Here is a 25,832-nt window from a genome sequence, read left to right as displayed (position 1 = left end):
CCGGCCCGGATCCGGGGCGGGGCGTCCCGCGCATGCCGGGTGGGCCGCATGCCGGGCGGGCCGGGGCGTGACGTGATGCCCGGCCGAGAGCGGGACCGGGAGCACGGTGCGGTGCCCATGGCGTCCCGCCGTGTCCGGACGGTCCCCGTCTGGCCGCAGCTCTCCCGCGGTCACCTTGGTGGGGTCGGGCGCCGGTACAGTCAGGGCCGTGACTGCTCGATCCGCTGGAACGCTTGCCGGCTCCTCCGACGCGACTGACCCGACCCGCCCGGGCGCGGTCGGTGCGGCCGATCAATGGTCGTCCGTCGAAGCGGCCCGGAGCTGGCAGTCGGTTCCGGACGTGTCAGGTCACTACGGGCGTTTCGGTGGGCGTTTCGTGCCCGAGGCGCTGTTCGCCGCGCTCGACGAGCTTTCGGCCGCCTACGAGGCCGCCCGGGTCGACCCGGCCTTCACCGGTGAGCTCGACCGGCTGCTGTCGACCTATGCCGGCCGCCCGACGCCGCTGACCGCCGCGGATCGGCTGACCGAGAAGATCGGTGGCGCGCGCATCCTGCTCAAGCGGGAGGATCTCGCCCACACCGGCTCGCACAAGGTCAACAATGTGCTGGGGCAGTGCCTGCTCACCCGCCGGATGGGCAAGACGCGGGTGATCGCCGAGACGGGCGCCGGTCAGCACGGTGTGGCGACCGCGACCGCCTGCGCCCTGCTGGGCCTGGAGTGCGTCGTCTACATGGGCGAGGAGGACACCCGCCGGCAGGCTCTCAACGTGGCGCGGATGCGCCTGCTCGGCGCGGAGGTCGTCGCGGTCGCGTCCGGCAGCCGCACCCTGAAGGACGCCATCAACGAGGCCATGCGTGACTGGGTGGCCACGGTCGACTCGACGCACTACTGCATCGGGTCGGTGATGGGGCCTCATCCGTTCCCGATGATGGTGCGTGACTTCCAGCGCATCATCGGGGTGGAGGCGCGTCAGCAGACCCTCGACCTGCTCGGCCGCCTGCCGGACGCGGTGGTCGCCTGTGTCGGCGGCGGGTCGAACGCGATGGGCATCTTCCACCGTTTCATCCCGGACACAGAGGTCGCGCTGATCGGTTGCGAGGCCGGTGGTGACGGGGTCGCCACCGGGCGCCACGCGGCCGCCATCGCCGGCGGGGCACCCGGTGTCCTGCACGGCATGCGGACCTTCCTGCTGCAGGACGAGGACGGGCAGACCCAGGTCTCCCACTCGATCTCCGCCGGGCTCGACTACCCGGGCATCGGCCCCGAGCACGCGTTGCTGCACGAGACCGGGCGCGCCACGTACCGGGTGGTCGACGACACCGCGGCGATGGACGCGCTGGGGCTGGTGGCCCGCACGGAGGGCATCCTCGTGGCCATCGAGAGCGCGCACGCCTTCGCCGGCGCCTTCGAGGTCGCCCGTGAGCTCGGCCCCGAGGCCGTCGTGCTGGTCAACTGCTCCGGTCGCGGCGACAAGGACGTCGACACGGCTGCCCGCTGGTTCAACCTGTTGGACGAGGGCGCCGAGTCCCCGGGCGCAGGCGACGCCGCGGGCACCTCTCCATCCGCCTGATCACGACGACGAGGAACGGATCCACGGTGCGGAGTCAGTTGGCACAGAGCGCGTCAGCGCAGGTCCAGTCGGGCGAGGCGGAGCGGTTCAGCCCGCTGGACCGGGCCTTCGCCCGGGCCCGCGACGAGGGGCGTGCCGTCCTCGTCGGCTACCTTCCCGCGGGCTTCCCGACAGTGGAACGCGGGATCGCCGCGATGCGGGCCATGGTTGCGGCCGGGGTGGACGTCGTCGAGGTCGGTCTGCCCTACTCCGACCCGACCATGGACGGGCCGGTCATCCAGGACGCCGCCGATGCCGCCCTGCGCGGCGGAGTCACGACGCGGGATGTGCTGCGCACGGTCGAGGCGGTCGCCGAGACCGGAGCGCCGACACTGGTGATGACCTACTGGAATCCGGTGGAGCGATACGGCCTGGAGGCGTTCGCGGCCGACCTGGCCGCGGCCGGCGGGGCGGGAGCGATCACTCCCGACCTGCCGCCCGAGGAGGCCGACCGCTGGCTCGCGGCCTGTGCCGCCCATGGCCTGGACCCGGTCTTCCTGGTCGCGCCGAGCTCCACGCCCGAGCGGCTGCGCCTGGTCACCGGGCACAGCCGTGGCTTTGTCTACGCGGCGTCGACAATGGGTGTCACCGGGGCACGCGCCGAGGTCGGGGCCAAGGCCGGTGATCTTGTCGCCCGGGTGCGTGAGGTGACCGGCCTGCCGGTCGCCGTCGGGCTGGGAGTCAGCAACGGGGCCCAGGCCTCGGAGGTCGCGAGCTTCGCGGACGGGGTCATCGTCGGTTCGGCCCTCGTCCGTGCGCTCGACACCGACACCGCGACCGACACCGGGGCCGGTCAGGGCGGTGACCCCGGTCTCGCCGCGGTCACCAGTCTGGCGGCCGAGCTTGCCGCGGGTGTGCGCTCGGCCTCTGTCTGACCTGTTCCCGTGAACATCCCGCGGTCGCTCCGTGGGCGTTCCGTTGCTGTTCTGTGGTCCACCCGGGCCCGGTCTGTCTGATTGCGCCAGGTATATCCCCTGTGGTCTCGTGGGTTGAGGGAAGTGTGCCCGGCGCATTCCCGATTGCGGCTGCGTTGCTCGTGGGACTGGCCTCGCAGCATCGGACGTCCGGGGCGATAGCCTGACCCCCGTGGTGCTCGCTGCTATACCCAGTCCATCCCGAGGAGTCGTGCATCTGGGGCCCGTCCCCCTGCGCGCCTACGCTCTGATGATCGTCATCGGGATCATCGTCGCTGTTGTCGTGACCGCTCGGCGGTTGCGGGCACGCGGCGTGGATCCCGTGGTCGCCAGCGAGGTCGCGTACTGGGCGGTCCCGTTCGGCATCGTCGGCGCGCGGATCTACCACGTGGTCAGCAGCCCCGAGGCCTACTTCGGCAAGGACGGCGACCTGGTCGCGGTCTTCGAGGTCTGGAACGGTGGCCTGGCGATCTGGGGCGCGGTCGCCGGTGGGGCGCTCGGCGCCTGGATCGCCTGCCGACGGATGGACGTGTCGTTCGGCCTGTTCGCGGACGCGCTCGCGCCCGGCCTGGCTCTCGCGCAGGCGATCGGGCGGTGGGGGAACTGGTTCAACCAGGAGCTGTACGGCCGCGCGACGGATCTGCCCTGGGCGGTCCGGATCGATCCGGCGCACCAGATGATCCCGGGAGTCTCGACCTACCACCCGACCTTCCTTTACGAGTCGCTGTGGAACCTGGTCGTCGCGGGGGTCCTGCTGCTCGTCGACAGGCGTAAACGGCTTGGCCGCGGGCGGTTGTTCTTCCTCTACGTGGCGCTTTACACGATCGGGAGACTGTGGATCGAGGCGCTGCGGATCGACACCGCGGAGAAGGTCCTCGGCTTCCGGATCAACATCTGGGTCTCGATCGTGGTCTTCCTGCTCGCGGTGTTGGCGCTGGCGCTCGTTCGGCGCCCGATCGACGCCAACGTCGGCTGGCCCCCGGCGCCCGGCGTCGGGGACACCCCGGACGCCGAGGCCGGTGCGGGCGCGGACAGCGAGGCCGGCGTGGAGGGCGGGACCGACTCGGCCGGCAAGGCGGAGACGCCAGGCAGGACGGACCCGGCTGGCAAGGGGACCGGGGCCGGCGATACTGGCGCGACTGGCAAGGCGGGCCCCGAGGGCAGGGCGGCCGCGGCCGGCGCGACGGAGGCGACCGCGCCCGGTGGGCCGGGCATCGACGCCGGCAAGGGCGCTGCCACGGTCAGCGCGGACCATCCCGGTGACCGGGCGACCGAGCCGGCCGTAGCCGTCCCGGCTCCGGGCGGCTCGGCCGCCGCGGTCGCGGTGCCGACTGCCGGTGCCGGTGCCGGCGTCGGCGCGGATGCGACGGCTGGGAACGCGCCCAGCGGTCCGGATGTCGCCGCCGGTTCCGCCGTCCCGGGTTCTGGCACCGCCGGTCCTGCCGGGACTGCGGGTGCGGGCTCGGCCAGCCGGGACTGACCGAGGCAGGCCGCCCTCGACGAACAGGGTGGCTTGCCGTGACGGGGCGGAATACCGGAGATCGCACGGAGGGTGGGCGGATCCACGACAAACTGGATCCGTACACTGCTTATAGGCAGGAGATCCTCACCCTGCTCGTCCGGTTCGCGGCGGCTGGCTGCCTGGCGGTGCGCCCTGTGACGGGAATGTTGCCTCCCTGTCACTTGTCCGCTTTTGGTGGCCCCTTACCGGAAGTTCTTTGATCACCTGTGAAATCTGGCGTCATCTCGCTGTGATCTGACGGACATGAGCGACCACGGCGGATGCGGCTTGCGCATGGCACACTCGGTAGAGGCGCGGAGCTGATGAGCAGCCCGTCATTCGCCGCGCCACCCTCCGGACAACGTCGTCCGCTCCCATCGGCCCCTGAAGATGGACGGGACACCTCCGGATGTCGACTGCGCAAGGTCTCTATGACCCCTCGTTCGAACACGATGCCTGTGGCGTCGGCTTCGTTGTCGATGTGCATGGCCGGCGTAGCCACGAGCTGGTCGATCAGGGGCTGACAGTCCTGCGCAATCTTGATCATCGCGGTGCGTCCGGCAGCGACCCCGACACCGGCGACGGTGCGGGCATCCTGGTTCAGGTGCCGGACGGCTTCTTCCGTGACGTCGTGCAGTTCCCGCTGCCGGCGCCGGGCCGGTACGCCGTCGGCACGATCTTCCTTTCCCAGATCGCCGGCGAGCGCGACGACGCCGTCCGGGCGATCAGCCGGATCGTGCGCCAGGAGGGCCTGCGGATCCTCGGCTGGCGGGAGGTCCCGACGGTCGGCCACCTCGTCGGTACCGCGGCGCGTGAGGTCGAGCCGTGGATGCGGCAGATCTTCCTCGCGCTGCCCGGCGAGCCGACCGGGGCCGCCGCGGCTGATCCGGCGCAGGCTCTGGACGGGTCCGGGGCGGCCGGCGCGGCGGGTGCGACCGGCTCCGCGTCCGACGACGGTTTCGACGTGATGGAGCTCGAGCGCCGCGCCTACTGTGTACGCAAGCGGGTCCGGCGCGAGACCGGCGCCTACATGCCGTCGCTGTCAGCCCGCACCATCGTCTACAAGGGCATGCTGACGACGCATCAGCTCTCCGCCTACTTCCCGGACCTCGACGACCCGCGGTTCGACAGCGCCATCGCGCTGGTCCACAGCCGGTTCTCGACGAACACCTTCCCGAGCTGGCCGCTGGCACACCCGTACCGGCTGATCGCCCACAACGGCGAGATCAACACCGTGCGCGGCAACCGTAACTGGATGCGCGCGCGGGAGGCGCTGCTGGCCAGCAACCTCATCCCCGGCGACCTGGCGCGGCTGTTCCCGATCTGTGAGGACGGTGCCAGCGACTCGGCCAGCTTCGACGAGGTGCTCGAGCTGCTGCACCTGGGCGGGCGTTCGCTGCCGCACGCGGTGCTCATGATGATCCCGGAGGCGTGGGAGAACCACGAGGAGATGGACCCGGCCCGCCGGGCCTTCTACGAGTTCCACTCCGCGCTCATGGAGCCCTGGGACGGCCCGGCCTCCATCGCCTTCACCGACGGCACGATGATCGGCGCGGTGCTGGACCGCAACGGCCTGCGCCCGTCCCGCTACTGGGTGACCGACGACGGCCTGGTCGTGATGGCCTCCGAGGTCGGCGTGCTGGACATCCCGCCGCACAAGGTGGTGCGCAAGGGCCGCCTGCAGCCTGGGCGGATGTTCCTCGTCGACACCGCGAAGGGCCGGATCGTCAGCGACGACGAGGTCAAGTCGGCGCTGGCGAACGCCGCGCCGTACGAGGAGTGGCTGCACGCCGGCGTCATCTCCCTGGACGATCTGCCCGAGCGGGAGCACATCCTGTACGGGCACTCGTCCGTCCTGCGCCGCCAGCAGGTCTTCGGGTACACCGAGGAGGAGCTGCGGATCATCGTCGGCCCGATGGCGCGCTCGGGGGCCGAACCGATCGGGTCGATGGGCACCGACACCCCGGTCGCCGTGCTCTCCACCCGGCCGCGGCTGCTGTTCGACTACTTCACCCAGCTGTTCGCCCAGGTCACCAACCCGCCGCTGGACGCGATCCGGGAGGAGCTGGTCACCAGCCTCGCCCGCACGCTCGGCCCGGAGGGCAACCTGCTCGACCCGACTCCGGCGTCGGCCCGGATGGTGCACCTGCCGTTCCCGGTGATCAGCAACACCCAGCTGGCGCGGATCATCGGCATCAACGACGACGGTGACATGCCCGGCTTCGCGTCGGTGACGGTACGTGGTCTGTACGACGTCCAGGGTGGCGGTGCCGCGCTGGCCGCGCGCCTCGCGGAGATCTGTGCCGGTGTCAGCGAGGCCATCGCCGACGGTGCCCGCATTGTGGTCCTCTCCGACCGCGACTCCGACGAGCACAAGGCGCCGATCCCGTCCCTGCTGCTGACCGCGGCGGTGCACCACCACCTGATCCGTGAGAAGACCCGGACGAAGGTCGGCCTCATCGTCGAATGCGGTGACGCCCGCGAGGTCCACCACATCGCGCTGCTCACCGGCTACGGCGCGGCTGCGGTCAACCCGTACCTGGCCTTCGAGTCGATCGACGACCTGCTCGCCAGTGGCGAGCTCACCGGCGTCGACCGTGAGCAGGCCGAGAAGAACATGATCAAGGCGCTCGGCAAGGGCCTGCTCAAGGTGATGTCCAAGATGGGCATCTCCACGGTGGCGAGCTACACCGGGGCCCAGGTCTTCGAGGCGATCGGGCTGTCGCAGGAGCTGGTCGACGAGTACTTCGTCGGCACGCCCAGCCGGCTCGACGGCGTCGGCATCGACGTCATCGCCGAGGAGGTCGCGGCCCGGCACCGGCGCGCGTACCCGACGGTCCCCTCCGAGCTCGCGCACCGCACCCTGGAGGTCGGCGGCGAGTACCAGTGGCGGCGTGAGGGCGAGCTGCACCTGTTCAACCCGGAGACCGTCTTCCTGCTCCAGCACGCCACCCGCAGCCGCCAGTACGACCTGTTCCGCGAGTACACCGCGAAGGTCGACGACCTGGCCCGGCAGAACGCGACGCTGCGCGGCCTGTTCGCGCTGCGTGACACCGGGCGTGGCCCGATCCCGATCGACCAGGTCGAGCCGGCCTCCGAGATCGTGAAGCGGTTCGCGACCGGCGCCATGTCGTACGGCTCGATCAGCGCCGAGGCCCATGAGACGCTCGCGATCGCGATGAACCGCCTCGGCGGGAAGTCGAACACCGGCGAGGGCGGCGAGGACGCGCGCCGCTTCACCCCGGACGACAACGGTGACCTGCGCCGTTCGGCCGTGAAGCAGGTGGCCAGCGGCCGGTTCGGGGTGACCAGCGAGTACCTGGCGAACGCCGACGACATCCAGATCAAGATGGCGCAGGGCGCGAAGCCGGGCGAGGGCGGCCAGCTGCCCGGGCACAAGGTCTACCCGTGGATCGCGAAGACCCGGCACTCGACCCCGGGCGTCGGCCTGATCTCGCCGCCCCCGCACCACGACATCTACTCGATCGAGGACCTCGCCCAGCTCATCCACGACCTGAAGAACTCCAACCCCAAGGCGCGGGTGCACGTCAAGCTCGTCGCCGAGGTCGGGGTCGGGACGGTGGCCGCGGGTGTCTCCAAGGCGCACGCCGACGTCGTGCTGATCTCTGGCCATGACGGCGGCACCGGGGCGTCGCCGCTGACGTCGCTCAAGCACGCCGGCGCGCCGTGGGAGCTCGGCCTCGCCGAGACCCAGCAGACCCTGCTGCTCAACGGCCTGCGGGACCGCATCGTCGTGCAGGTCGACGGCCAGATGAAGACCGGCCGGGACGTGGTCATCGGTGCCCTGCTGGGTGCCGAGGAGTTCGGCTTCGCCACCGCGCCGCTCGTCGTCGCGGGCTGCGTGATGATGCGCGTCTGTCACCTGGACACCTGCCCGGTCGGCGTGGCGACGCAGAACCCGGAGCTGCGCAAGCGGTTCACCGGCCGCCCCGAGTTCGTGGAGGCGTTCTTCACCTTCATCGCCGAGGAGGTGCGCGAGCACCTCGCCGCGCTGGGCCTGCGCAGCATCGCGGAGGCGGTGGGCCGGGTCGACCTGCTCGACGCCCGGGCGGCGATCGACCACTGGAAGGCCTCCGGGCTCGACATCACCCCGCTCCTGCACACGCCGGAGCGGCCGTTCGGTGGCTCGCTGCACTGCACCGCGAGCCAGGACCACGGCCTGGACAAGGCGCTCGACAACTCGCTGATCCAGCTCTGCGAGGGCGCGATCGAGGACGGCCGGCCGGTCTGGCTGGAGATGCCGATCCGCAACGTCAACCGGACGGTCGGCACCATGCTCGGCTACGAGGTGACGAAGAGGTACGGGGCGGCCGGGCTGCCCGACGACACGATCTCGCTGCGGTTCACCGGTTCCGCCGGGCAGAGCTTCGGCGCGTTCGTCCCCCGCGGGATGACCCTCACCCTGGAGGGGGACGCCAACGACTACGCCGGCAAGGGCCTCTCCGGCGGGCGGCTCATCGTCTTCCCGCCGAAGGAGGCGCCGCTGCGGGCGGAGGAGAACATCGTCGCCGGCAACGTGCTGCTCTACGGGGCCACCGCGGGCGAGGCGTACTTCCGCGGCATCGTCGGCGAGCGGTTCTGCGTGCGTAACTCGGGCGCCGTCGCGGTGGTCGAGGGCGTCGGAGACCACGGCTGCGAGTACATGACCGGCGGTGTCGTCGTCGTCCTGGGCTCGATCGGCCGCAACTTCGCGGCCGGGATGAGCGGTGGCGTCGCCTATCTTCACAAGCCGGTGCTCCAGCGCATCAACACCGAGATGGTGGACGTCGACCCGCTCGACGACGATGACCGGGTCGCGCTGCGCGGGCACATCGAGAAGCACTACCGGGAGACGGGCTCCGCTGTCGCAGCCCGGCTGATCTCCCGCTGGGCGGACGAGCAGGACCACTTCGTGAAGGTCATGCCGCGCGACTACAAGCGAGTCCTGGCTGCCATGCGCAGGGCGCAGGAGCAGGGCCTGCCCGTCGACGAGGAGATCATGGCGTCGTCCCGCGTCTGACCAGGTCACCACGCGGGTACCGACCCATTGATCCAACGAAGAACCAGACCGCGACAGGAGTGTCATGGCTGACCCGACCGGGTTTCTCAAGCACCGCCGGGAGCTGCCCTCACGTCGGCCGGTGGACCTGCGTCTCACCGACTGGCGCGAGGTGTACGAGCCGTTCTCCGAGCCGGCGCTGCGCGACCAGGCCGGCCGGTGCATGGACTGCGGCATCCCGTTCTGCCACAACGGCTGCCCGCTGGGGAACATCATTCCCGAGTGGAACGACCTCGCCCGCCGCGGGGACTGGACCGAGGCGATCGAGCGGCTGCACGCGACCAACAACTTCCCGGAGTTCACCGGGCGGCTGTGCCCGGCGCCGTGCGAGGCGGCCTGCGTGCTCGGCATCGGCGACGATCCGGTGACGATCAAGCAGATCGAGGTCACCATCATCGACCGTGCCATCGCGGACGGGGTGGTGACCCCGGTCCAGCCGTCGGTGCGGACCGGGCGCCGGGTCGCGGTGGTCGGTTCGGGCCCGGCCGGGCTGGCCGCCGCCCAGCAGCTGACCCGGGCCGGCCACGAGGTGGTGGTCTACGAGCGTGCGGACCGCGTGGGCGGCCTGCTCCGCTACGGCATCCCCGAGTTCAAGATGGAGAAGAGCGTCCTCGACAACCGTCTCGCGCAGATGGAGGCAGAGGGCACCTCGTTCATCACCTCCTGCAACGTCGGTGTCGACCTCACCGCGGACGAGCTGCGGTCGTCCTACGACGCGGTCGTCCTCGCCGGCGGGTCGACGGTGGGCCGTGACCTGCCGGTGCCGGGCCGGGAGCTCAACGGCATCCACCTGGCCATGGACTTCCTGGTGCCCGCGAACAAGGTCCAGCTCGGTGACCTGGATCGGACGACCATCTCCGCCGAGGGCAGGCGGGTGGTGATCATCGGCGGTGGTGACACCGGGGCCGACTGCCTGGGCACCTCGCACCGCCAGGGCGCGGTGTCCGTCCACCAGCTGGAGATCATGCCCCGGCCGCCGGCGTCGCGCGCCCCGGCGAACCCGTGGCCGACCTTCCCGCTGCTCTACCGGGTCACCAGCGCGCACGAGGAGGGCGGCGAGCGGGTCTTCGCCGTGTCCACCGAGCGGTTCCTCGGCGATGACGACGGCAACGTGCGGGCGCTGCTCATGCACGAGGTCGAGATGGTCGACGGCAGGCCCCGCAAGATCGAGGGGACCGACACCGAGCTGCCCTGCGACCTGGTGCTGCTGGCCATGGGCTTCGTCGGGCCCGAGCGCCCGGGCCTGCTGGAGCAGCTCGGGGTCGACCTCGACCCCCGTGGCAACGTCGCCCGCGACCTGGGCTGGTCGACGTCCGTCCCCGGTGTGTTCGTGGCCGGTGACATGGGCCGCGGTCAGTCGCTGATCGTCTGGGCGATCGCTGAGGGGCGCTCGGCCGCGGCGGCCGTCGACCGGTATCTGATGGGCACGACGGACCTGCCCGCTCCGATCCTGCCGACCCGACGGCCCTGACGGCCTTTACGACCAGCCGACCCTGACGATTGGTCAGGAACGGCCCGGACCGAGGGAGGTGAGCTGCCTTCCATCGAGTCCGGACCGGGCCCTTTTGTCCTTTTGGTGCGGCTGTCGACGGCGCAACTGCCTGTAGCGTGCAGGGCATGAGGCTCGTGCTGCTCGGTCCACCCGGTGCAGGCAAGGGAACCCAGGCCGCACGTATCAGCGCGCGTCACGGCGTTCCCGCGATCTCGACGGGCCAGCTCTTCGACCAGCAGATCTCCGCCGGCACCAGCCTGGGCCGGCGGGCGGAGCGCTACGTCCGTGCCGGTGAGCTGGTCCCCGACGAGATCGTGCTGGACATCGTCGCGGACCGTCTCACCACCGGTGCCGACTGCGGGGCCGGCTTCCTGCTCGACGGCTTCCCCCGGACGCTGCCACAGGCCGAGGCCCTCGACCGCATGCTGGACGCCTCCTGCGGCCCGCTGGATGTCGTGATGGATCTCGAGGTCGACCAGGCCGAGGTGCTGGCGCGGATCAGCCGGCGTGCGCTGTCCGAGGGCCGCGTCGACGACACCGCCGAGACGGCGCGGCGCCGCATGGAGGTCTTCACCGCGGAGACGGCACCGCTGCGCAGCCACTACGGGGAGCAGGGCCTGCTGCGGACCATCGACGGTTCCGGCACGCCGGACGACGTCGCGGCGCGGATCGAGGAGGCTCTGACGGCCGTCCTCCACCCGCAGCTGCGTGCGAGCCAGCCCTGAGCTGATCTCTGAGTGTTCCCCGGCCGGCGGAACCGATCTCTGATCGGCCCGGCCGGGATAGGTTGGAAGCCGTCCATGACGGTGGGTGGTGACAGGTCGGAGATGGGCCGAATGGCTTCTGGGCTCCGTGGGCGCATAGGCAGGCGGGCCACCGCGCCCGGGTCCACCGCGCCCGGGTCCACCGCGCCCGGGTCCACCGCGCCCGGGTCCACCATGCCCGGGTCCACCACGGCCTCCGGGCCCGCTCCGACGCCCGGTTCCACGGCGGCGCACGGGTCCGACTCGGGGGATGGCTCCAACGCGGCCCCGTCCACGAGCTCGTCCGGCGACACCAGGCCGGCGGTCCCCGAGCCGCGTGCCGCCGACGGCGATCCGCCGGGCCCAGGCGGCGAACCACCCGCCGCGGGTGGCCGAGGCGCCGGAGCCGGCCGAACTGCCAGCGCCGGCCGGGTCGCCAAAGCCGGCCGGGTTGCCAGCGGCGGCCGGGCCGCCGGGCCGGTGCCGTCCGGCCGTGGGAGCGGTGTGCGGCTGCGGGCGGCCCAGGCGGGCCTGGCCGTGCTGCTGGCGCTGGTCTGGGTGCCCATCGTCGTGCTCACCACCGCGCGTTCCACGGTGCTCAGCCCCGACTTCTACTCCCAGTCGCTCACCGAGGCCGACGCCTACGACCGCATCTACACCGAGGTCCTGCCCGACCCGGCGGTGGACTCGCTGCTCTCCGGCCTGCCGATCGACTCGTCGCTGGTCACGGCGAACCTGCGCACGGTGCTCCCGCCGTCGACGGTCGAGGAGATGACCGACGAGCAGATCCGGCGCATCGTGGGCTACCTGAGCGCGAAGGATGACGATCTCGCGTTCACGGTCGACCTGACGCCGATCTTCGGCAACATCTCCGGCCTGGCCAACCGCTACATCGCCGGGGAGCTCGGGTCGGGGAGCAGCTACCAGGTCGAGTCCGTGACGGACTTCACCCGCGCGATCCTGACCGCAATCGACGAGATCATGGCCGGTCGCCCGCCGGCCGATCTGCCCACCATGCAGCTGTCCGCGCAGGACACCGACCGCGTCGTCGACGCGGTGCTCGGTCGGCTGCCGGCGGCCGACCGCGACGAGATGGCCGGCCCGCTGCGCGCGGACCTGCGCTCCGGGGACGTCGCCGGCGCGCTGGCCCTGGTCGGCCCGCTGTTGTTCCAGGGCGATGAGCAGGCGATCGGTGAGATGCGGTCGCACCTCACCGACGGTGCCGTGCTCGACCTGGGCGTCCGACTCTCCGACCTGCGCGACGAGCCGGCCATCAGCGCTGTCTCCCGGCTGCACGACGTCTCCGCGGCGCTGGACGGCCTGACCGTGGCCCTGCTCGCCCTGGTCGGCCTGATCGGTGTGGCGATCATCGGGCTGGCGGCCAGGCGGGGCCGGTCCCGGGTGCGTGCGCTGGCGGCCGCCGTGATCACCGCGGGTGCCGCCGCGGGCCTGTTCGGGGTCGCGATGCGGATCCTGCTGCCGAACCCGCTGCTGGCGCTGGACAAGCCCGGCGGGCCGCTGCCACCGGGCGCCGGGGCCGTCCTCGCGGACTTCTCCCGGCATGCCTACGGTGACATCGAGGCCGACTACCTGCGCATCGTCGGCTGGACGCTGCTCGTGGGCATGGTGGTCGTCGGCGCGGCCGTGTTCCGGCGGGTGTCCGGGCGGTGGGGCCGGGTCGGCCGGCGGCGCCGGCTCGCCGGTGGCCTCGTGGTGACCATTCCGGTGATGATCGCGGTGACCTGGGTCGCGTTCCCGGGCGCCGCGGCCACCGGGCGCGAACTGTGCAACGGCCAGGCCCAGCTCTGCGCGAAGCGCTACGACGAGGTCACCTACCTCGCGACCCACAACGCGATGGCGAACAGCGAGGACCGTTTTCTCGGCCCGACGCAGGATCCGTCGCTGGTGCACCAGCTCGACCTCGGCGTTCGCGCGCTGCTGCTCGACGTGCACCACTGGACCACGCCCGAGCAGGTCGACGCCGTGCTCGCGACGCTCCCGCCGACGACCCGGGCGGCCATCGAGCCGTTGACCCGCAACGCCAGGTCGGCCCGGCCGGGGCTGTGGCTGTGCCACGACATGTGCCAGCTCGGTGCGCTTGACCTGGTCGAGGAGCTCGGCAAGGTGGGGGACTGGATGGCCCGCAACCCGAGCGAGGTCGTCACCTTCATCATCCAGGACGGCGTGCCGGCCTCCGAGATCGCCGGCGCGGTCGCGCAGGCGGGGCTTTCCCGGCTCGTGGTCACCCCGCCCGCCGACGACGGCTCATGGCCCACGCTGCGTGAGATGGTCGACAGCGGCCGGCGGCTGGCCGTCTTCACCGAGAGCCAGGACCTGCCCGGAACATTTCTCCGAAGTTTCTACCGCTATGCATCGGACACACCCTTCTCCGTCGACTCGGCGGACAAACTTGTCGGCTGTGCGCGCAATCGCGGCGAGGCCGGGTCGGAGCTGCTCCTGCTCAACAACTGGGTGACCGACGCGGCGCCGAGCCGGCAGGCGGCTCTGGTCGCCAACAATGCCGACCGGATTCTCGACCGTGCGCACAGCTGTGAGTCCGAACAGGGGCGGCGCCCGACCTTCGTCGCGGTGGACTTCGTCAATATCGGTGATGCCCAGCTGGCCGTCGACCGGCTCAACGGCGCATCCTGACAAGCGAGGAGCGTTGCCCGGCAGTCGCACGTTCTCCTCGTGGGAGGCTGGCCAGGTCAGGCAGGGCTTGGCCCGTCCTGACGGGTCTGACCGCCTGATCTGACCTGCCACCACCAGAACGCCAGGATCCTCGAACACCGGAAACGCCACCGGCAAAGGAGCACAGGTGCCGATCTGGAACCAGCTACGCCAGTCCGCGCAGACCATGCAGGGCCAGCTCAACGCGAAGAAGAACGACCTCAAGAGCGGCGCGTTCCGTGACGCGAGCATGGCGATGTGTGCTCTCGTGGCCGCCGCGGACGGCAGCATCGACCCGGCGGAGCGCCAGCGGGTCGCCTCACTGATCGTCAGCAACGACGTGCTGTCCAACTTCCCGGCCGACGACCTGCAGCGCAGGTTCAACGACTACCTCGGCAAGCTGCAGGCGGACTTCGACTTCGGCAAGGTCTCCATCCTGCAGGAGATCGGCAAGGTCAAGAAGAAGCCGACCGAGGCCCGCGCGGTGATCCAGATCGGGATCGTCATCGGCGGCGCCGACGGCAACTTCGACAAGACCGAGCAGGCGATCGTCCGGGAGGCGTGCTTCGCGGTCGGGATCAACCCCGAGGAGTTCGACCTCTGACCGCGACCTCTGACTCAGCGTCGGTGGGTCGGCTGGCTCCGTCGCGGCCCGGGCCGATCGGCCCGGAAAGTGCCGTGACCTGGGCCGCAATCCCTGGAAAGGCCGCATTCATCCGGACAGGGTGAGGCCCGCGGCCTCCCGACGGGCGCCGTGTCGCCGTCGGTCGTGACCGAGTTGTCGGCGGTTCGTCACGACCGGACGGAGGACCTGTGGGACCAGCCGACGCTGCTCTCGTCGCGGGCGGCGGCCTGCTCGCGGGCGCGGTCAACGCCATCGCGGGCGGCGGCACGCTGATCGCGTTCCCCGCGCTGCTGGCGACCGGGATGCCGGCCCTGACCGCCAACATCACCTCTTCGGTCGGTCTCGTCACCGGCTATGCGGGCGGAGCGCTCGGGTATCGGCGGGAGCTGCGTGGCCAGACCGGTCGGCTCAAGGCGCTGGCGCCCCCCGCGATGCTCGGTGGTCTGATCGGCGCGATCGTGCTCCTGCTGACGCCCTCCGACGGGTTCAAGTCGGCTGTTCCGTTCCTGGTCCTCGCCGCCTGCCTGCTGCTCGCGGTGCAGTCCCGGCTCGCGGCCATGGTCGCCCGGCGGCGGGCCGCCACGGTGGCCGCCGCGGCCGCCGCACAGTCCGGGACGGAGCCCGGAACGGAACCCGGGCCGCCGGAGGGCGCCATCACCTGGCCGACGCGTATCGGCGTGTTCGTCGCCGGCGCGTACGGCTCGTATTTCGGCGCCGGGCTCGGCGTTCTGCTGCTGGGTGTGCTCGGCATTCTTCTCGTCGACGAGCTGCAGCGGACGAACGCGCTCAAGACGCTGCTCTCCTTCGGCGTCAACTCGATCGGTGTCATGGTCTTCCTGGTGACGGCGCAGGTCTCCTGGGCCTTCGCGGGCATTCTGGTGGTGACGTCGGCCTGCGGTGGTGTGCTCGGCGCGCGGGTTGCCCGGCTTCTGCCCGCGAATGTCCTGCGCACCGCGGTCGTCGTGCTGGGTGTGGTCGTGGCCGTGGTCCTTCTGGTCCGCTGACCTCCGCTTACCTCCGCTGACCTGCTCCGGCCCTGGTTGCCAGGCTGTTGATGTTGGTCTCGGGACGGCTGATGAGGGCGTCGCGCAGCTGGTCGGACGGGCATCCGGCGCAAGGCTCTGTGACGGGAGGAACATGCTCCGAGCCTCCGAGGTCGTTGCCCCCTAGCATTGCCTGTCATGACCGTTCCACCGGTGGAGCTGGAGTTGGCCGCCGACTTTCCGAGCGCGACCCGGGATGAGTGGCGCAAGCTCGTCCTGGGCGTGCTGCGCAAGTCCGGCGTCGCGGGCGAGGACGCCAGCCCGGACGAGGCCGAGGACCTGATCGCGACCTCGACGTATGAGGGCATCAGCATCCGTCCGCTGTACGACGCGGCCGACGGCGCGGCGCTCGCGCCGACGGGCCTGCCGGGGCTCGCGCCGTTCGTGCGCGGTGCGCGGCCGCAGGGCGCCAACACCGACGGCTGGGATGTGCGCGCGCTGCACAGCCATCCCGACGCCGGGCTCACCTCTCAGGCGGTGCTTGCCGACCTGGAGAACGGCGTGAGCTCGCTGTGGCTCCGGCTCGGCCCGGCGGGGCTGCCGCTGGACGGTCTCGCCACGGTCCTGAAGGACGTCTACCTGGACCTCGCGCCGGTGGTGCTCGACGCCGGCCCGCTCACCGCCGAGGCCGCGGCCGCCTTCCTGGCGCTGGCCGACGCACGCGGCGTCCCGGCGTCCCAGGTCAGCGGGGTGCTGGGTGCCGACCCGCTGGGGCTCGCCGCGCGGGCGGGGACCGCGCCCGACTTCACCGCGGTCCGCGCGCTCGCGCCCCGGGTGGCCGCCGAGTACCCGCGGCTGCGCACACTGGTCGTCGACGCCCGGGCGTACCACGATGCCGGCGGCAGCGACGCCGAGGAGCTCGGCGCGTCGATCGCCACCGGGGTCGCCTACCTGCGGGAGCTGACCGCGGCCGGCCTGGGCGTGGACGACGCCCTGGGCCAGCTGGAGTTCCGGTACGCGGCGAGTGCCGACCAGTTCCTGACGATCGCCAAGCTGCGGGCGGCGCGGCGGCTGTGGGCGCGGGTCGCGGAGGTCTGCGGCGCGCCGGCCCAGCTGCGGGCCCAGCGCCAGCACGCGGTGACCTCGGCCGCGATGATGAGCCGCCGCGACCCGTGGGTGAACATGCTGCGCACGACCGTGGCCTGCTTCGCCGCCGGCGTCGGTGGCGCGGACGCGGTGACGGTCCTGCCCTTCGACAGCCGGCTGGGGCTGCCGGACGACTTCTCCCGGCGGATCGCGCGTAACACCCAGACCCTGCTCCAGGAGGAGTCGAGCCTGATCCGGGTGGTCGACCCGGCCGGTGGGTCCTGGTACGTCGAGACGCTGACCGACCAGCTGGCCGCCGCCGCGTGGGCGATCTTCACCGAGATCGAGCGTGCCGGCGGTATCGCCGCGACGCTGGCGGACGGCTCGCTGCGGGCCCGGCTGGACGCCACCTGGACGGCCCGGGCCGACGCGCTCGCGCATCGGCGGGACCCGCTGACCGGGGTGAGTGAGTTCCCGAACCTGGGCGAGACGCTGCCCGCCCGCGAGCCCGCCCCGACCGCGGAGCCTGCAGGTGGTCTGCCGACCATCACCTATGACCAGGACTACGAGGCGCTGCGGGCCCGCTCGGACGCCCACACCGCGGCGACCGGTGCCCGTCCGGTGGTCTTCCTGGCGACGATCGGCAGCGTGTCGGCGTTCACCGGCCGGTCCACGTTCGCCGCGAACCTGTTCCAGGCCGGTGGCCTGGCCACCCCCGACGCCGGGCCGGGTACCGACCCGGCGGTGATCGCGGCCGCGTTCACCGCGTCCGGCGCGAAGGTCGCCTGCCTGTGCTCGGCGGACAAGGTCTACGCCGAGTGGGCGGCACCGGTCGCCGAGGCGCTGCGCGCCGCCGGGGCGGAACGGATCTGGCTGGCCGGCAAGGCCGGTGCCCGCGCGGAGACCGATGCCGCGGCCGGGGTGACCGGGTACGTCTTCGCCGGCTGCAACGCCGTCGAGGTGCTGAGCACGACCCTGGCAGCGGTGGGAGTGGCCTGATGTCTTCGATCCCCGACTTCTCCGAGATCGCACTGGGCGCGCCGGCGGGTGCCGACGCCGACGAGGCCCAGTGGCGGGCCGCGCTGGAGAAGACCACCGGCAAGGACGTCGACGCCCTCACCTGGGACACTCCCGAGGGCATCGCGGTCAAGCCGCTCTACACCGCGGCCGACACCGCTGGCCTGGACTTCCTGGGCACCTACCCGGGTGTCGCGCCCTACCTGCGCGGCCCGTACCCGGCGATGTACGTGACCCAGCCGTGGACGATCCGCCAGTACGCCGGCTTCTCCACCGCGGCGGAGTCGAACGCGTTCTACCGGCGCAACCTGGCCGCCGGCCAGAAGGGCCTGTCGGTCGCCTTCGACCTGCCGACCCACCGCGGCTACGACAGCGACCACCCGCGGGTCACCGGCGACGTCGGCATGGCCGGGGTCGCCATCGACTCGATCTACGACATGCGCCAGCTGTTCGAGGGCATCCCGCTGGACCGCATGAGCGTCTCGATGACCATGAACGGCGCCGTGCTGCCGGTGCTGGCGCTCTACATCGTGGCGGCCGAGGAGCAGGGGGTGGCGCCGGAGCAGCTCGCCGGCACCATCCAGAACGACATCCTCAAGGAGTTCATGGTCCGCAACACCTACATCTACCCGCCGCAGCCCTCGATGCAGATCATCTCCGACATCTTCGCGTACACCTCGCAGAAGATGCCGAAGTTCAACTCGATCTCCATCTCCGGCTACCACATGCAGGAGGCGGGCGCGACCGCCGACCTGGAGCTCGCCTACACGCTCGCGGACGGCGTCGAGTACATCCGGGCCGGGCGCAGCGCCGGGCTGGCGATCGACGCGTTCGCACCCCGGCTGTCGTTCTTCTGGGCGATCGGCATGAACTTCTTCATGGAAGTCGCCAAGATGCGCGCCGCCCGGCTGCTGTGGGCGCGGCTGGTGAACCAGTTCGAGCCGAAGAGCCCGCGCTCGACGTCGCTGCGCACCCACTCGCAGACGTCCGGCTGGTCGCTGACCGCGCAGGACGTCTTCAACAACGTGGTGCGCACCTGCGTCGAGGCGATGGCGGCGACCCAGGGCCACACCCAGTCGCTGCACACCAACGCCCTCGACGAGGCGCTGGCGCTGCCCACCGACTTCTCCGCCCGCATCGCCCGCAACACCCAGCTGCTGCTGCAGCAGGAGTCCGGCACCACCCGGGTCGTCGACCCGTGGGGCGGCAGCTACTACGTCGAGAAGCTGACCTACGACCTGGCCCGCAAGGCCTGGGGCCACATCAGCGAGGTCGAGGCCAGCGGCGGCATGGCGCAGGCGATCGACGCCGGCATCCCCAAGATGCGCATCGAGGAGGCCGCGGCCCGCACCCAGGCCCGCATCGACGCCGGCCGCCAGCCGCTCGTCGGGGTCAACAAGTACCGGGTCGACGCGGACGAGGCCATCGAGGTTCTCAAGGTCGACAACTCGGCCGTGCGGGCCGGGCAGATCGAGAAGCTGCGCCGGCTGCGCGAGGAGCGCGACAGCGCCGCCGTCGAGTCCGCGCTGCGTGCGCTGACCGGCGCGGCCGAGGCGGCCCGCGACGGCTCCCGGCCCGCCGACCTGGGGCACAACCTGCTCGCGCTGGCCGTCGACGCCGCCCGCGCCAAGGCCACCGTCGGGGAGATCTCCGACGCCCTGGAGAAGGTCTACGGGCGCCACGCGGGCCAGATCCGTACCATCTCCGGTGTGTATCGGGACGAAGCCGGGCCGGCCGGGAACATCGTCGCCGCCCGCGATGCCGCCGCCGCCTTCGAGCGGGAGGAGGGCCGCCGCCCCCGCATCCTCGTCGCGAAGATGGGCCAGGACGGGCACGACCGCGGTCAGAAGGTGATCGCCACCGGCTTCGCCGACATCGGCTTCGACGTGGACGTCGGCCCGCTGTTCCAGACGCCCGCCGAGGTCGCCCGCCAGGCCATCGAGGCGGACGTCCAGATCATCGGCGTGTCCTCGCTGGCCGCCGGGCACCTCACGCTGGTGCCGGCGCTGAAGGAGGAGCTGGCCGAGCTGGGGCGCGGCGACATCCTCGTCGTCGTCGGCGGGGTCATCCCGCCGCAGGACTTCGACGCGCTGCGGGCCGCCGGCGCCGCGGCGATCTTCCCGCCCGGAACGGTCATCGCGGACGCCGCGATCGAGCTGCTGGCGACCCTGTCCGAGCAGCTCGGCCACGCGCAGGCCGGGCAGGCGGGGCAGCCCGGGTCCGCCGAGGCGTCCTGACCACGGTGGCGCGCCGGGCCGTCGACGTCGCCGAGTACGCCGACGGCGTCCTCGCGGCGTCCAGGGTGTGGATCGCGCGGGCCGTCACGCTGGTCGAGTCCACCCGGGCCGACCACCGGGAGGCCGCGCAGCAGCTGCTGGTGGCGCTTCTGCCGCATGCCGGCAAGGCCCGCCGGGTCGGGATCACCGGCGTGCCCGGGGTGGGCAAGTCGACGTTCATCGACGCGCTCGGGACGATGCTCACCGCGAAGGGCCACCAGGTGGCGGTCCTCGCGGTCGACCCGTCCTCGACCCGGACCGGGGGCAGCATCCTCGGCGACAAGACCCGGATGGCGGCACTGTCCGCCGACCCGGCCGCCTTCATCCGCCCGTCGCCGACGGCCGGCACGCTCGGCGGCGTCGCCAAGGCCACCCGCGAAGCCATGATCATCATGGAGGCCGCCGGCTACGACGTCGTGCTCGTCGAGACCGTCGGGGTGGGGCAGTCCGAGACCACGGTCGCCGACATGGTCGACACCTTCCTGTTCCTGACCCTGGCCCGCACCGGCGACCAGCTCCAGGGCATCAAGAAGGGCGTCCTGGAGCTGGCGGACGTCATCGCCGTGAACAAGGCCGACGGGCCGCACGAGCTGGACGCCCGCCGGGCCGCCCGTGAGCTCGCCGGTGCGATCCGGCTGTTGCAGGGGTCCGCCCGCGAGTGGCAGACCCCGGTCCTCACCTGCAGCGCCGCCGAGAAGACCGGGCTGGACACGGTGTGGGGCCAGGTCGTTCAGCACCAGAACGTCCTCGACGCCTCCGGTGAGCTGGCCGAGCGCCGCCGCCGCCAGCAGGTCGACTGGACCTGGGCGATGGTCCAGGACCGCCTGCTGGGGAGGCTGCGCGACAGCGCCGCGGTCCAGGCGGTCACCGCCGACGTCGAACGGCGGGTGCGCGACGGCGCCCTGACCCCGAGCCTCGCCGCCGACACCATCCTCGACGCCTTCGACACCTGACGCCGGCCTGGCTATTTCAGGCGGCCCTCATCGACCAGCCGCCTCAGGCCCCTGCGGTCGGGCTTGCCGCTGGGCAGCGCCGGCACCTCGTCGCCGGCCGCGACGATCCACCGGGTCGGCACCTTGTAGGCGGACAGATGCGTCCGGGCCCGCGCGGCCAGCTCAGCCACGTCCAGATCCTCTCCCGCCGCCACCACGACCGCGCACACCTCCTCGCCACGGGACGGATGCTCGACTCCGACGACGACGCAGTGCGCCACCTCGGGGAACTCCTCGACGACGGCTTCGACCTCGCGGGGCGACACGTTCGAGCCGGCGGCCTTGATGAGCTCGCTGTCCCGGCCGACGTAGAACAGCCGCGGGTCGCCCGTCCGCTGGTAGACCCGGTCGCTGGTGTGGTACCAGCCGTCCGCGTCGAAGACCTCCCACCGTTCGCGCTTGTTGTATCCGGCCATCACGCCGATACCACGGATGAGCAGCTCGCCGACCGTGCCGTCCGGGACGCGCTCACCGTCCGCGTCGACGATCGCGATCTCGGTGAACGCGAAGCTGCCGCCGGACTCGGTCAGGCTGCGGTGAATCGGGTGACCGTCGGGGACATCCACCATCGCCAGGTCCACCGGACCCTGCAGCAGTGCGGGCGCGCTACGCAGGTCCCGTTCCGGGAAGGACGGGTGCAGCCGCAGCTGCTGGGTGAACGCCGGCCATCCGACGACGCCGTTAGCCCGTTCCCGCTCGGCGAGGTCGAGGGCCGATCCGGCCTCCAGCCGCTCCAGGGACAGCACCGCGACGGGCGCGTGCAGCGCTCCGGCCGCGGCGAGGATCCCGCCGATCCAGAAGAACGGCATGGCGCACAGGATGCGCGGCGTGTCCTCGACGCCCGTGAGGTGGCGGATCACGGCCGCCCAGGTGGAGGTCTGCCGCACCAGCGTGCCGTGGGTGTGCAGGACGCCCTTCGGGTCGGCCGTCGACCCGGACGTGTGCACCATCACGGCCAGGTCGGCCGGGGTGACCTCGGCTTCGGCCGCGGCGAGGATCTCGGCGCGCACCATCGGCGCGTCCCGCGCGTGCCACCGGGTGGCCCAGCCGCGGTCGGTCTCGCCGGTGAGCACGATCCGCCGCAGGTACGGCGCGCCCGCCAGCTCCAGTGGTCCGTCCAGCTGGCCCGGCAGGTCGGAGAACGCCGCCTCGAACCGGTCGGCGACGTCGATCCTGAGCACCCGCGTGGGCGCCACCAGCACCTGCAGGTCGGCCAACCGTGCCACCTTGGCGATCTCGGCCGGCGCGTACAGCGTGCTCAACGGCACGGCGAGGGCGCCGATCCTGGTGACTGCCAGCCACCAGGTGACCCACTCGACGCCGGTGGGGAAGAACAGCCCCACCCGGGTGCCCTTGCCCACGCCTTCGCGCAGCAGCCACCGGGCCACCCGCGCCGACCGCTCGTCGGCCTCGGCGTAGGTCAGCCGGTCCGTCAGGGTGACCAGGTAGTCGGCGGGGCCGAACTCGCCGGCGGCACGCCGGAGCAGGTCGGGGATCGTCGGTCGGACTTCGTTGTCGGTCGACGTCATGGGACTCACGCTCCGTTCCCGCGGCGGTGTTGATGGATCCCGGGTTCGCGTGTCGCCTGGGCGCGCGGGCCGCTGGCCGCCGTCCCGCCCAGCTTCCGTCCACTCGCACCTCAGAGGCGATGCAGCCTATTGCGGACGGAACCTGTGCGTAAAGGGTTGGTGTGGGCGGCTCGGGGATCTCTTCAGGCGCGGGCGGTCCGCGATCTCGAACGGCGGCGGCCCGGGGGCGAAACCGTGGGCGCCTTTACCCCGGCGGGCCTACCGGGCCTGGCCTGGATCCTGCCCGACGCCCGGTGATGGTGGTCTGGCGCAGTGGAATCGGCTGAACCCGGAACCCGGCCGGGGATTCCGGCGCGGCTTCCGACGGACGCGTTTCCGACAGATGTGTTTCGGATGGATTGGCGTTACGACGGAGGACAGGTCTTCGTGCGGTGTCCGTCTTCTGATATCGATGTCCGCTACCGGATAGGGAGCTCCTGGTCGGGCGGCCTACGATGTGGCCGCCGGATCTTTCGTTGTTGTGTGAACGACCCGCCTGATTACGGACGGTGTCGGGGGCGCTGAGGGAGCCGGGGGGATCACGCTGCGTCCGTCCATGACGGCCACGGCGGACAACGAGGGAACACAGCCGGAGGACCCATGGGCTACCAACTTGGCATTGACGTCGGATCGGCGAACACCGTTCTCGCGGTCTCCGACGGGGGATGGCCTGCCGTGCTCACCCTGGGCGGTGGGCGGGCGGTGCCATCCGTGCTCTACATGCCCCAGGCAGGAGGCATGCTCGTCGGCCGGTCGGCAGCGCGACGGGCCACGGCGGATCCCGAGCGGGCGGCCCGCGGCTTCCTGCACCGCGTCGGCGAGCCGGGCCACGTTCTGGTCGCGGGCGCGGCCTACAGCCCCGAGGGCCTCCTCGGCCGGCTGGTCGGTCACCTGGTCGGCCAGGTGGTCGCGGCCCGCGGCGAGGAGCCCGAGCAGATCGTCGTCTCGCATCCGACCTTCTGGCCGGAGCATCGCCGCGCCGCGTTCGCCGAGGCCGTCAGCCAGCTTTCGGATGTCTCCGCTCCCGTCACAACCTGCGCGTCCGCCGACGCGATCGGCACGCTGCTGATCAGCCGCCGGGCGGCCCGGACCGTTGACCTGGTGGGCTTCTACGACTTCGGTGCCGGCCACTTCGACTCGGCGGTGCTGTCCTTCAGCCCGTTCGGATTCGAACGGCTCGGATCGCCGGTAGGCGTCGGTCGCGCCGGTGGGGCCGAGTTCGACGAACTGCTGGTGGACAGGGCGCTGGCCCGGGTGGGCACCAGCCGCGACCGGCTCGACCTCGGCGACCCGGCGATCGCGGTCGCGCTGGGCCGGCTGCGGGACGAGTGCGCGCAGGCCAAGGAGTACCTCGCCGAGGAGGAGGAGATCGAGGTAACGGTCAGCCTCCCGGGCCGGGAGACGGCTTCGGTCACCGTGTCGCGCTCCGATCTGGAGACCCTGGTCGCGCCGGTCGTCGACGACACGGTGCGGGCATTCCGGCAGGCGCTGCGCAGCGGCCAGGCGGAACCCGCCGACCTGTCGACCGTGCTGTTGTTCGGGGGAACCGCGCGGATGCCGCTCGTCGCGGCCCAGATGCGGGCGGCCTTCCCCGGTGTCGGCCGCTGGCAGGTCGGCTCGGACGACGACATCGCCACCGGTGCCGCGCTGATCGCGGCGGGGCTCGCCGAGCGTTCGCCGGGTGAGCAGATCACCTCGATCATCCGGCCGCCGGTCGCCGGCACGCAGCCGGGATCCGTGCCGCCGTGGGGGTCGTTCTCGCAGCCGGGCTCCTACCCCGCCGAGGGCTCGGTGCCCCCGGCGAGCTCCTTCCCACCGGCCGGTTCCGTGCCTCCGGTGTCCTCGTTCCCACCGGTCGGCTCGCTTCCACCGGCCGGGTCGCTTCCGCCGGTCGGCTCCACGTCGTCCGCCGGGCCGGTTCCGCCGGCCCGGCCGGCTGACCCCGACGCCACCGTGATCGGAGGCCGTACCGGCGCCCCGGTGTCGTCCCCGCCGCCGGCGGGCACGGCCCCAGGCACCCCGATGACGTATCCGACCGCGACCGGCGCCTCCCCGTCCTCCTCCGGCTTCGACGAGGGCGCGGCGACGATGCTCGGCGGTATGGAGATCGTCAACGCGGCGGGCGAGAGCCGTCCCGGGGGCGCCGCACCGGTGCCGCCGCAGGCCGCCCGGCCGGACACCCGTCATGGCGGTCGTGGCGGTCGCTCGGGTTCCGGCGGCGGCCCGTTCGCGGGCCGGTCGGGAGGGACGATCGCCGCCGCGGTCGCGGCGATCGTGTTCGTGACCGCCGGCGTCGTGTTCGGTGTCGCCCTGACCGGGGGCGATGACGAGGAGCCGACTGCGGTCGTGCCGATCGCCACGGCGGTCACGACCCCTCCGGCGCAGCAGAGCGCGTCCCCCGCACCGCTGACACGGGGGCCGAAAACGGTGCTGATCGCCGGTTCGGCCGAGGTCGCGCCGATCAGTGAGACCGCCTACGCGGGATTCCGCCAGGTCCAGCCGAACGTGACGGTGAATGTCAGCTCGTCGACGACCGAGGACGGCTTCGCCAAGCTGTGCGCGGGCGAGATCGACGTCGCCGACGCCTCCTTCGAGTTCGACTCCAAGGCCAATCCCGGCTGCGCCGACCAGATCGTCGGCTTCGAGGTCGCGCACCACACCCTGCCGATCGTGGTGAACCCGCAGAACTCGTGGGCTCGCTGCATGACCCTCGACCAGGTCCGCGAGATCTGGAACGCCGGCTCGCAGATCACCCGGTGGGACCAGATCGACTCCTCCTTCCCGGCGCAGCCGATCACCTTTGTGGGGCCGCCGCGTGACAGCGTGCAGGCGCAGGTGTTCAACGCGACGGTGAACGACGCCAGTAACCGGTCCCGCCAGTACCAGGAGGCAGACCTCAGCGGTGTGGCGACCGACGTGGCCCGCGATCAGTACGCGCTCGGCTTCCTCGACTTCCCGACCTTCCAGACGTTCGGTTCGCAGCTGCGGGGCCTGGAGATCGACAACGGCAAGGGCTGCGTCGAGCCGAACGCGGTGACCGCGGGCACCGGGTTCTACCTGCCGCTGTGCAAGCCGGTGTTCGTCTACGCCCGCAAGGACTCGCTGCGTGAGTCCGGGGCCGCCGCCTTCATGCGCTACTACATGCAGAACGGCGAGAAGATCGCCTTCGACGCCCACTATGTGCCGCGTGCCCAGAGCACGATCGACGAGAACGTGGCCAAGGTCGACGAGCTGATCAAGGGCGTTCCGCCGGTCACCGCCTGACCGCTCCACCGCTCGACGCCCTGCCGCCCTGCC

The 25,832-nt window shown here is 71.9% G+C and carries 14 protein-coding genes; 13 read left to right on the top strand and 1 reads right to left on the bottom strand.

Going from position 1 to position 25,832, the window contains the following annotated elements:
- The first annotated feature begins 208 nt into the window (after positions 1–208).
- The 12 genes from trpB to meaB all read left to right on the top strand — a co-directional run bounded on the left by trpB (position 209) and on the right by meaB (position 20,928).
- Positions 209–1,570, top strand: coding sequence for a tryptophan synthase subunit beta (gene trpB / locus ACG83_RS00645; RefSeq protein ID WP_235497477.1), 1,362 nt, complete (start codon positions 209–211; stop codon positions 1,568–1,570).
- A gap of 38 nt (positions 1,571–1,608) precedes the next feature.
- Entirely contained in the window at positions 1,609–2,484 is an 876-nt protein-coding gene (trpA, locus tag ACG83_RS00640) for a tryptophan synthase subunit alpha (RefSeq protein WP_054564218.1), read from the top strand.
- 211 nt (positions 2,485–2,695) lie between these two features.
- Positions 2,696–4,003 carry a prolipoprotein diacylglyceryl transferase gene (gene lgt, locus ACG83_RS00635; RefSeq protein ID WP_083472942.1) on the top strand — a complete coding sequence of 436 codons (1,308 nt, stop codon included), beginning with the start codon at positions 2,696–2,698 and terminating at the stop codon, positions 4,001–4,003.
- A 430-nt stretch (positions 4,004–4,433) separates the two neighbouring features.
- Positions 4,434–9,044, top strand: a complete 4,611-nt coding sequence (gene gltB, locus ACG83_RS00630) for a glutamate synthase large subunit (protein ID WP_054564216.1) — start codon at positions 4,434–4,436, stop codon at positions 9,042–9,044.
- 64 nt (positions 9,045–9,108) lie between these two features.
- The gene (locus ACG83_RS00625; protein ID WP_054564215.1) at positions 9,109–10,554 is read left to right on the top strand and encodes a glutamate synthase subunit beta; all 1,446 of its coding nucleotides are present in this window, start codon (positions 9,109–9,111) and stop codon (positions 10,552–10,554) included.
- A gap of 146 nt (positions 10,555–10,700) precedes the next feature.
- On the top strand, positions 10,701–11,300 hold the full coding sequence (locus ACG83_RS00620) for an adenylate kinase (protein WP_054564214.1): 600 nt from the start codon (positions 10,701–10,703) through the stop codon (positions 11,298–11,300).
- A 111-nt stretch (positions 11,301–11,411) separates the two neighbouring features.
- Positions 11,412–13,970, top strand: coding sequence for a hypothetical protein (locus tag ACG83_RS00615; RefSeq protein WP_304438418.1), 2,559 nt, complete (start codon positions 11,412–11,414; stop codon positions 13,968–13,970).
- Positions 13,971–14,136: 166 nt separating this feature from the next.
- Positions 14,137–14,592 carry a tellurite resistance TerB family protein gene (locus ACG83_RS00610; RefSeq protein ID WP_054564213.1) on the top strand — a complete coding sequence of 152 codons (456 nt, stop codon included), beginning with the start codon at positions 14,137–14,139 and terminating at the stop codon, positions 14,590–14,592.
- A 209-nt stretch (positions 14,593–14,801) separates the two neighbouring features.
- Positions 14,802–15,617, top strand: coding sequence for a sulfite exporter TauE/SafE family protein (locus ACG83_RS00605; protein WP_054564212.1), 816 nt, complete (start codon positions 14,802–14,804; stop codon positions 15,615–15,617).
- 177 nt (positions 15,618–15,794) lie between these two features.
- Positions 15,795–17,681: a methylmalonyl-CoA mutase family protein gene (locus tag ACG83_RS00600; RefSeq protein WP_054564211.1), complete on the top strand. Its 1,887-nt coding sequence runs from the start codon at positions 15,795–15,797 to the stop codon at positions 17,679–17,681.
- Positions 17,681–19,936 (top strand): methylmalonyl-CoA mutase, encoded by a 2,256-nt coding sequence (scpA, locus tag ACG83_RS00595; protein ID WP_054564210.1) that lies wholly within the window; start codon positions 17,681–17,683, stop codon positions 19,934–19,936. Before ACG83_RS00600 ends, scpA begins: the two co-directional genes overlap by 1 nt.
- 5 nt (positions 19,937–19,941) lie before the next feature.
- Positions 19,942–20,928, top strand: a complete 987-nt coding sequence (gene meaB, locus ACG83_RS00590) for a methylmalonyl Co-A mutase-associated GTPase MeaB (protein WP_054564209.1) — start codon at positions 19,942–19,944, stop codon at positions 20,926–20,928.
- 11 nt (positions 20,929–20,939) lie between these two features.
- Here meaB and ACG83_RS00585 read toward each other — a convergent pair whose 3' ends face one another.
- On the bottom strand, positions 20,940–22,496 hold the full coding sequence (locus ACG83_RS00585) for a class I adenylate-forming enzyme family protein (protein ID WP_054564208.1): 1,557 nt from the start codon (positions 22,494–22,496) through the stop codon (positions 20,940–20,942).
- A 639-nt stretch (positions 22,497–23,135) separates the two neighbouring features.
- Between ACG83_RS00585 and ACG83_RS00580 the strand changes: the two genes are divergently transcribed.
- A complete protein-coding gene (locus ACG83_RS00580) occupies positions 23,136–25,799 on the top strand; it encodes an Hsp70 family protein (RefSeq protein WP_054564207.1) in 2,664 nt (887 codons plus the stop codon).
- Positions 25,800–25,832: the final 33 nt, after the last annotated feature.

This window comes from Frankia sp. R43 (assembly GCF_001306465.1).
Taxonomy (GTDB): Bacteria; Actinomycetota; Actinomycetes; order Frankiales; family Frankiaceae; genus Parafrankia; species Parafrankia irregularis.
This window is presented reverse-complemented; position numbering and strand designations above follow the sequence as displayed.

Coding starts and splice junctions, on each gene's coding strand:
- ACG83_RS00580 (WP_054564207.1), top strand. CDS start 23,136: ATGGGCTACCAACTTGGCATTGACGTCGGATCGGCGAACACCGTTCTC.
- ACG83_RS00615 (WP_304438418.1), top strand. CDS start 11,412: ATGGCTTCTGGGCTCCGTGGGCGCATAGGCAGGCGGGCCACCGCGCCC.
- ACG83_RS00600 (WP_054564211.1), top strand. CDS start 15,795: ATGACCGTTCCACCGGTGGAGCTGGAGTTGGCCGCCGACTTTCCGAGC.
- scpA (WP_054564210.1), top strand. CDS start 17,681: ATGTCTTCGATCCCCGACTTCTCCGAGATCGCACTGGGCGCGCCGGCG.
- ACG83_RS00625 (WP_054564215.1), top strand. CDS start 9,109: ATGGCTGACCCGACCGGGTTTCTCAAGCACCGCCGGGAGCTGCCCTCA.
- ACG83_RS00585 (WP_054564208.1), bottom strand. CDS start 22,496: ATGACGTCGACCGACAACGAAGTCCGACCGACGATCCCCGACCTGCTC.
- gltB (WP_054564216.1), top strand. CDS start 4,434: ATGTCGACTGCGCAAGGTCTCTATGACCCCTCGTTCGAACACGATGCC.
- ACG83_RS00620 (WP_054564214.1), top strand. CDS start 10,701: ATGAGGCTCGTGCTGCTCGGTCCACCCGGTGCAGGCAAGGGAACCCAG.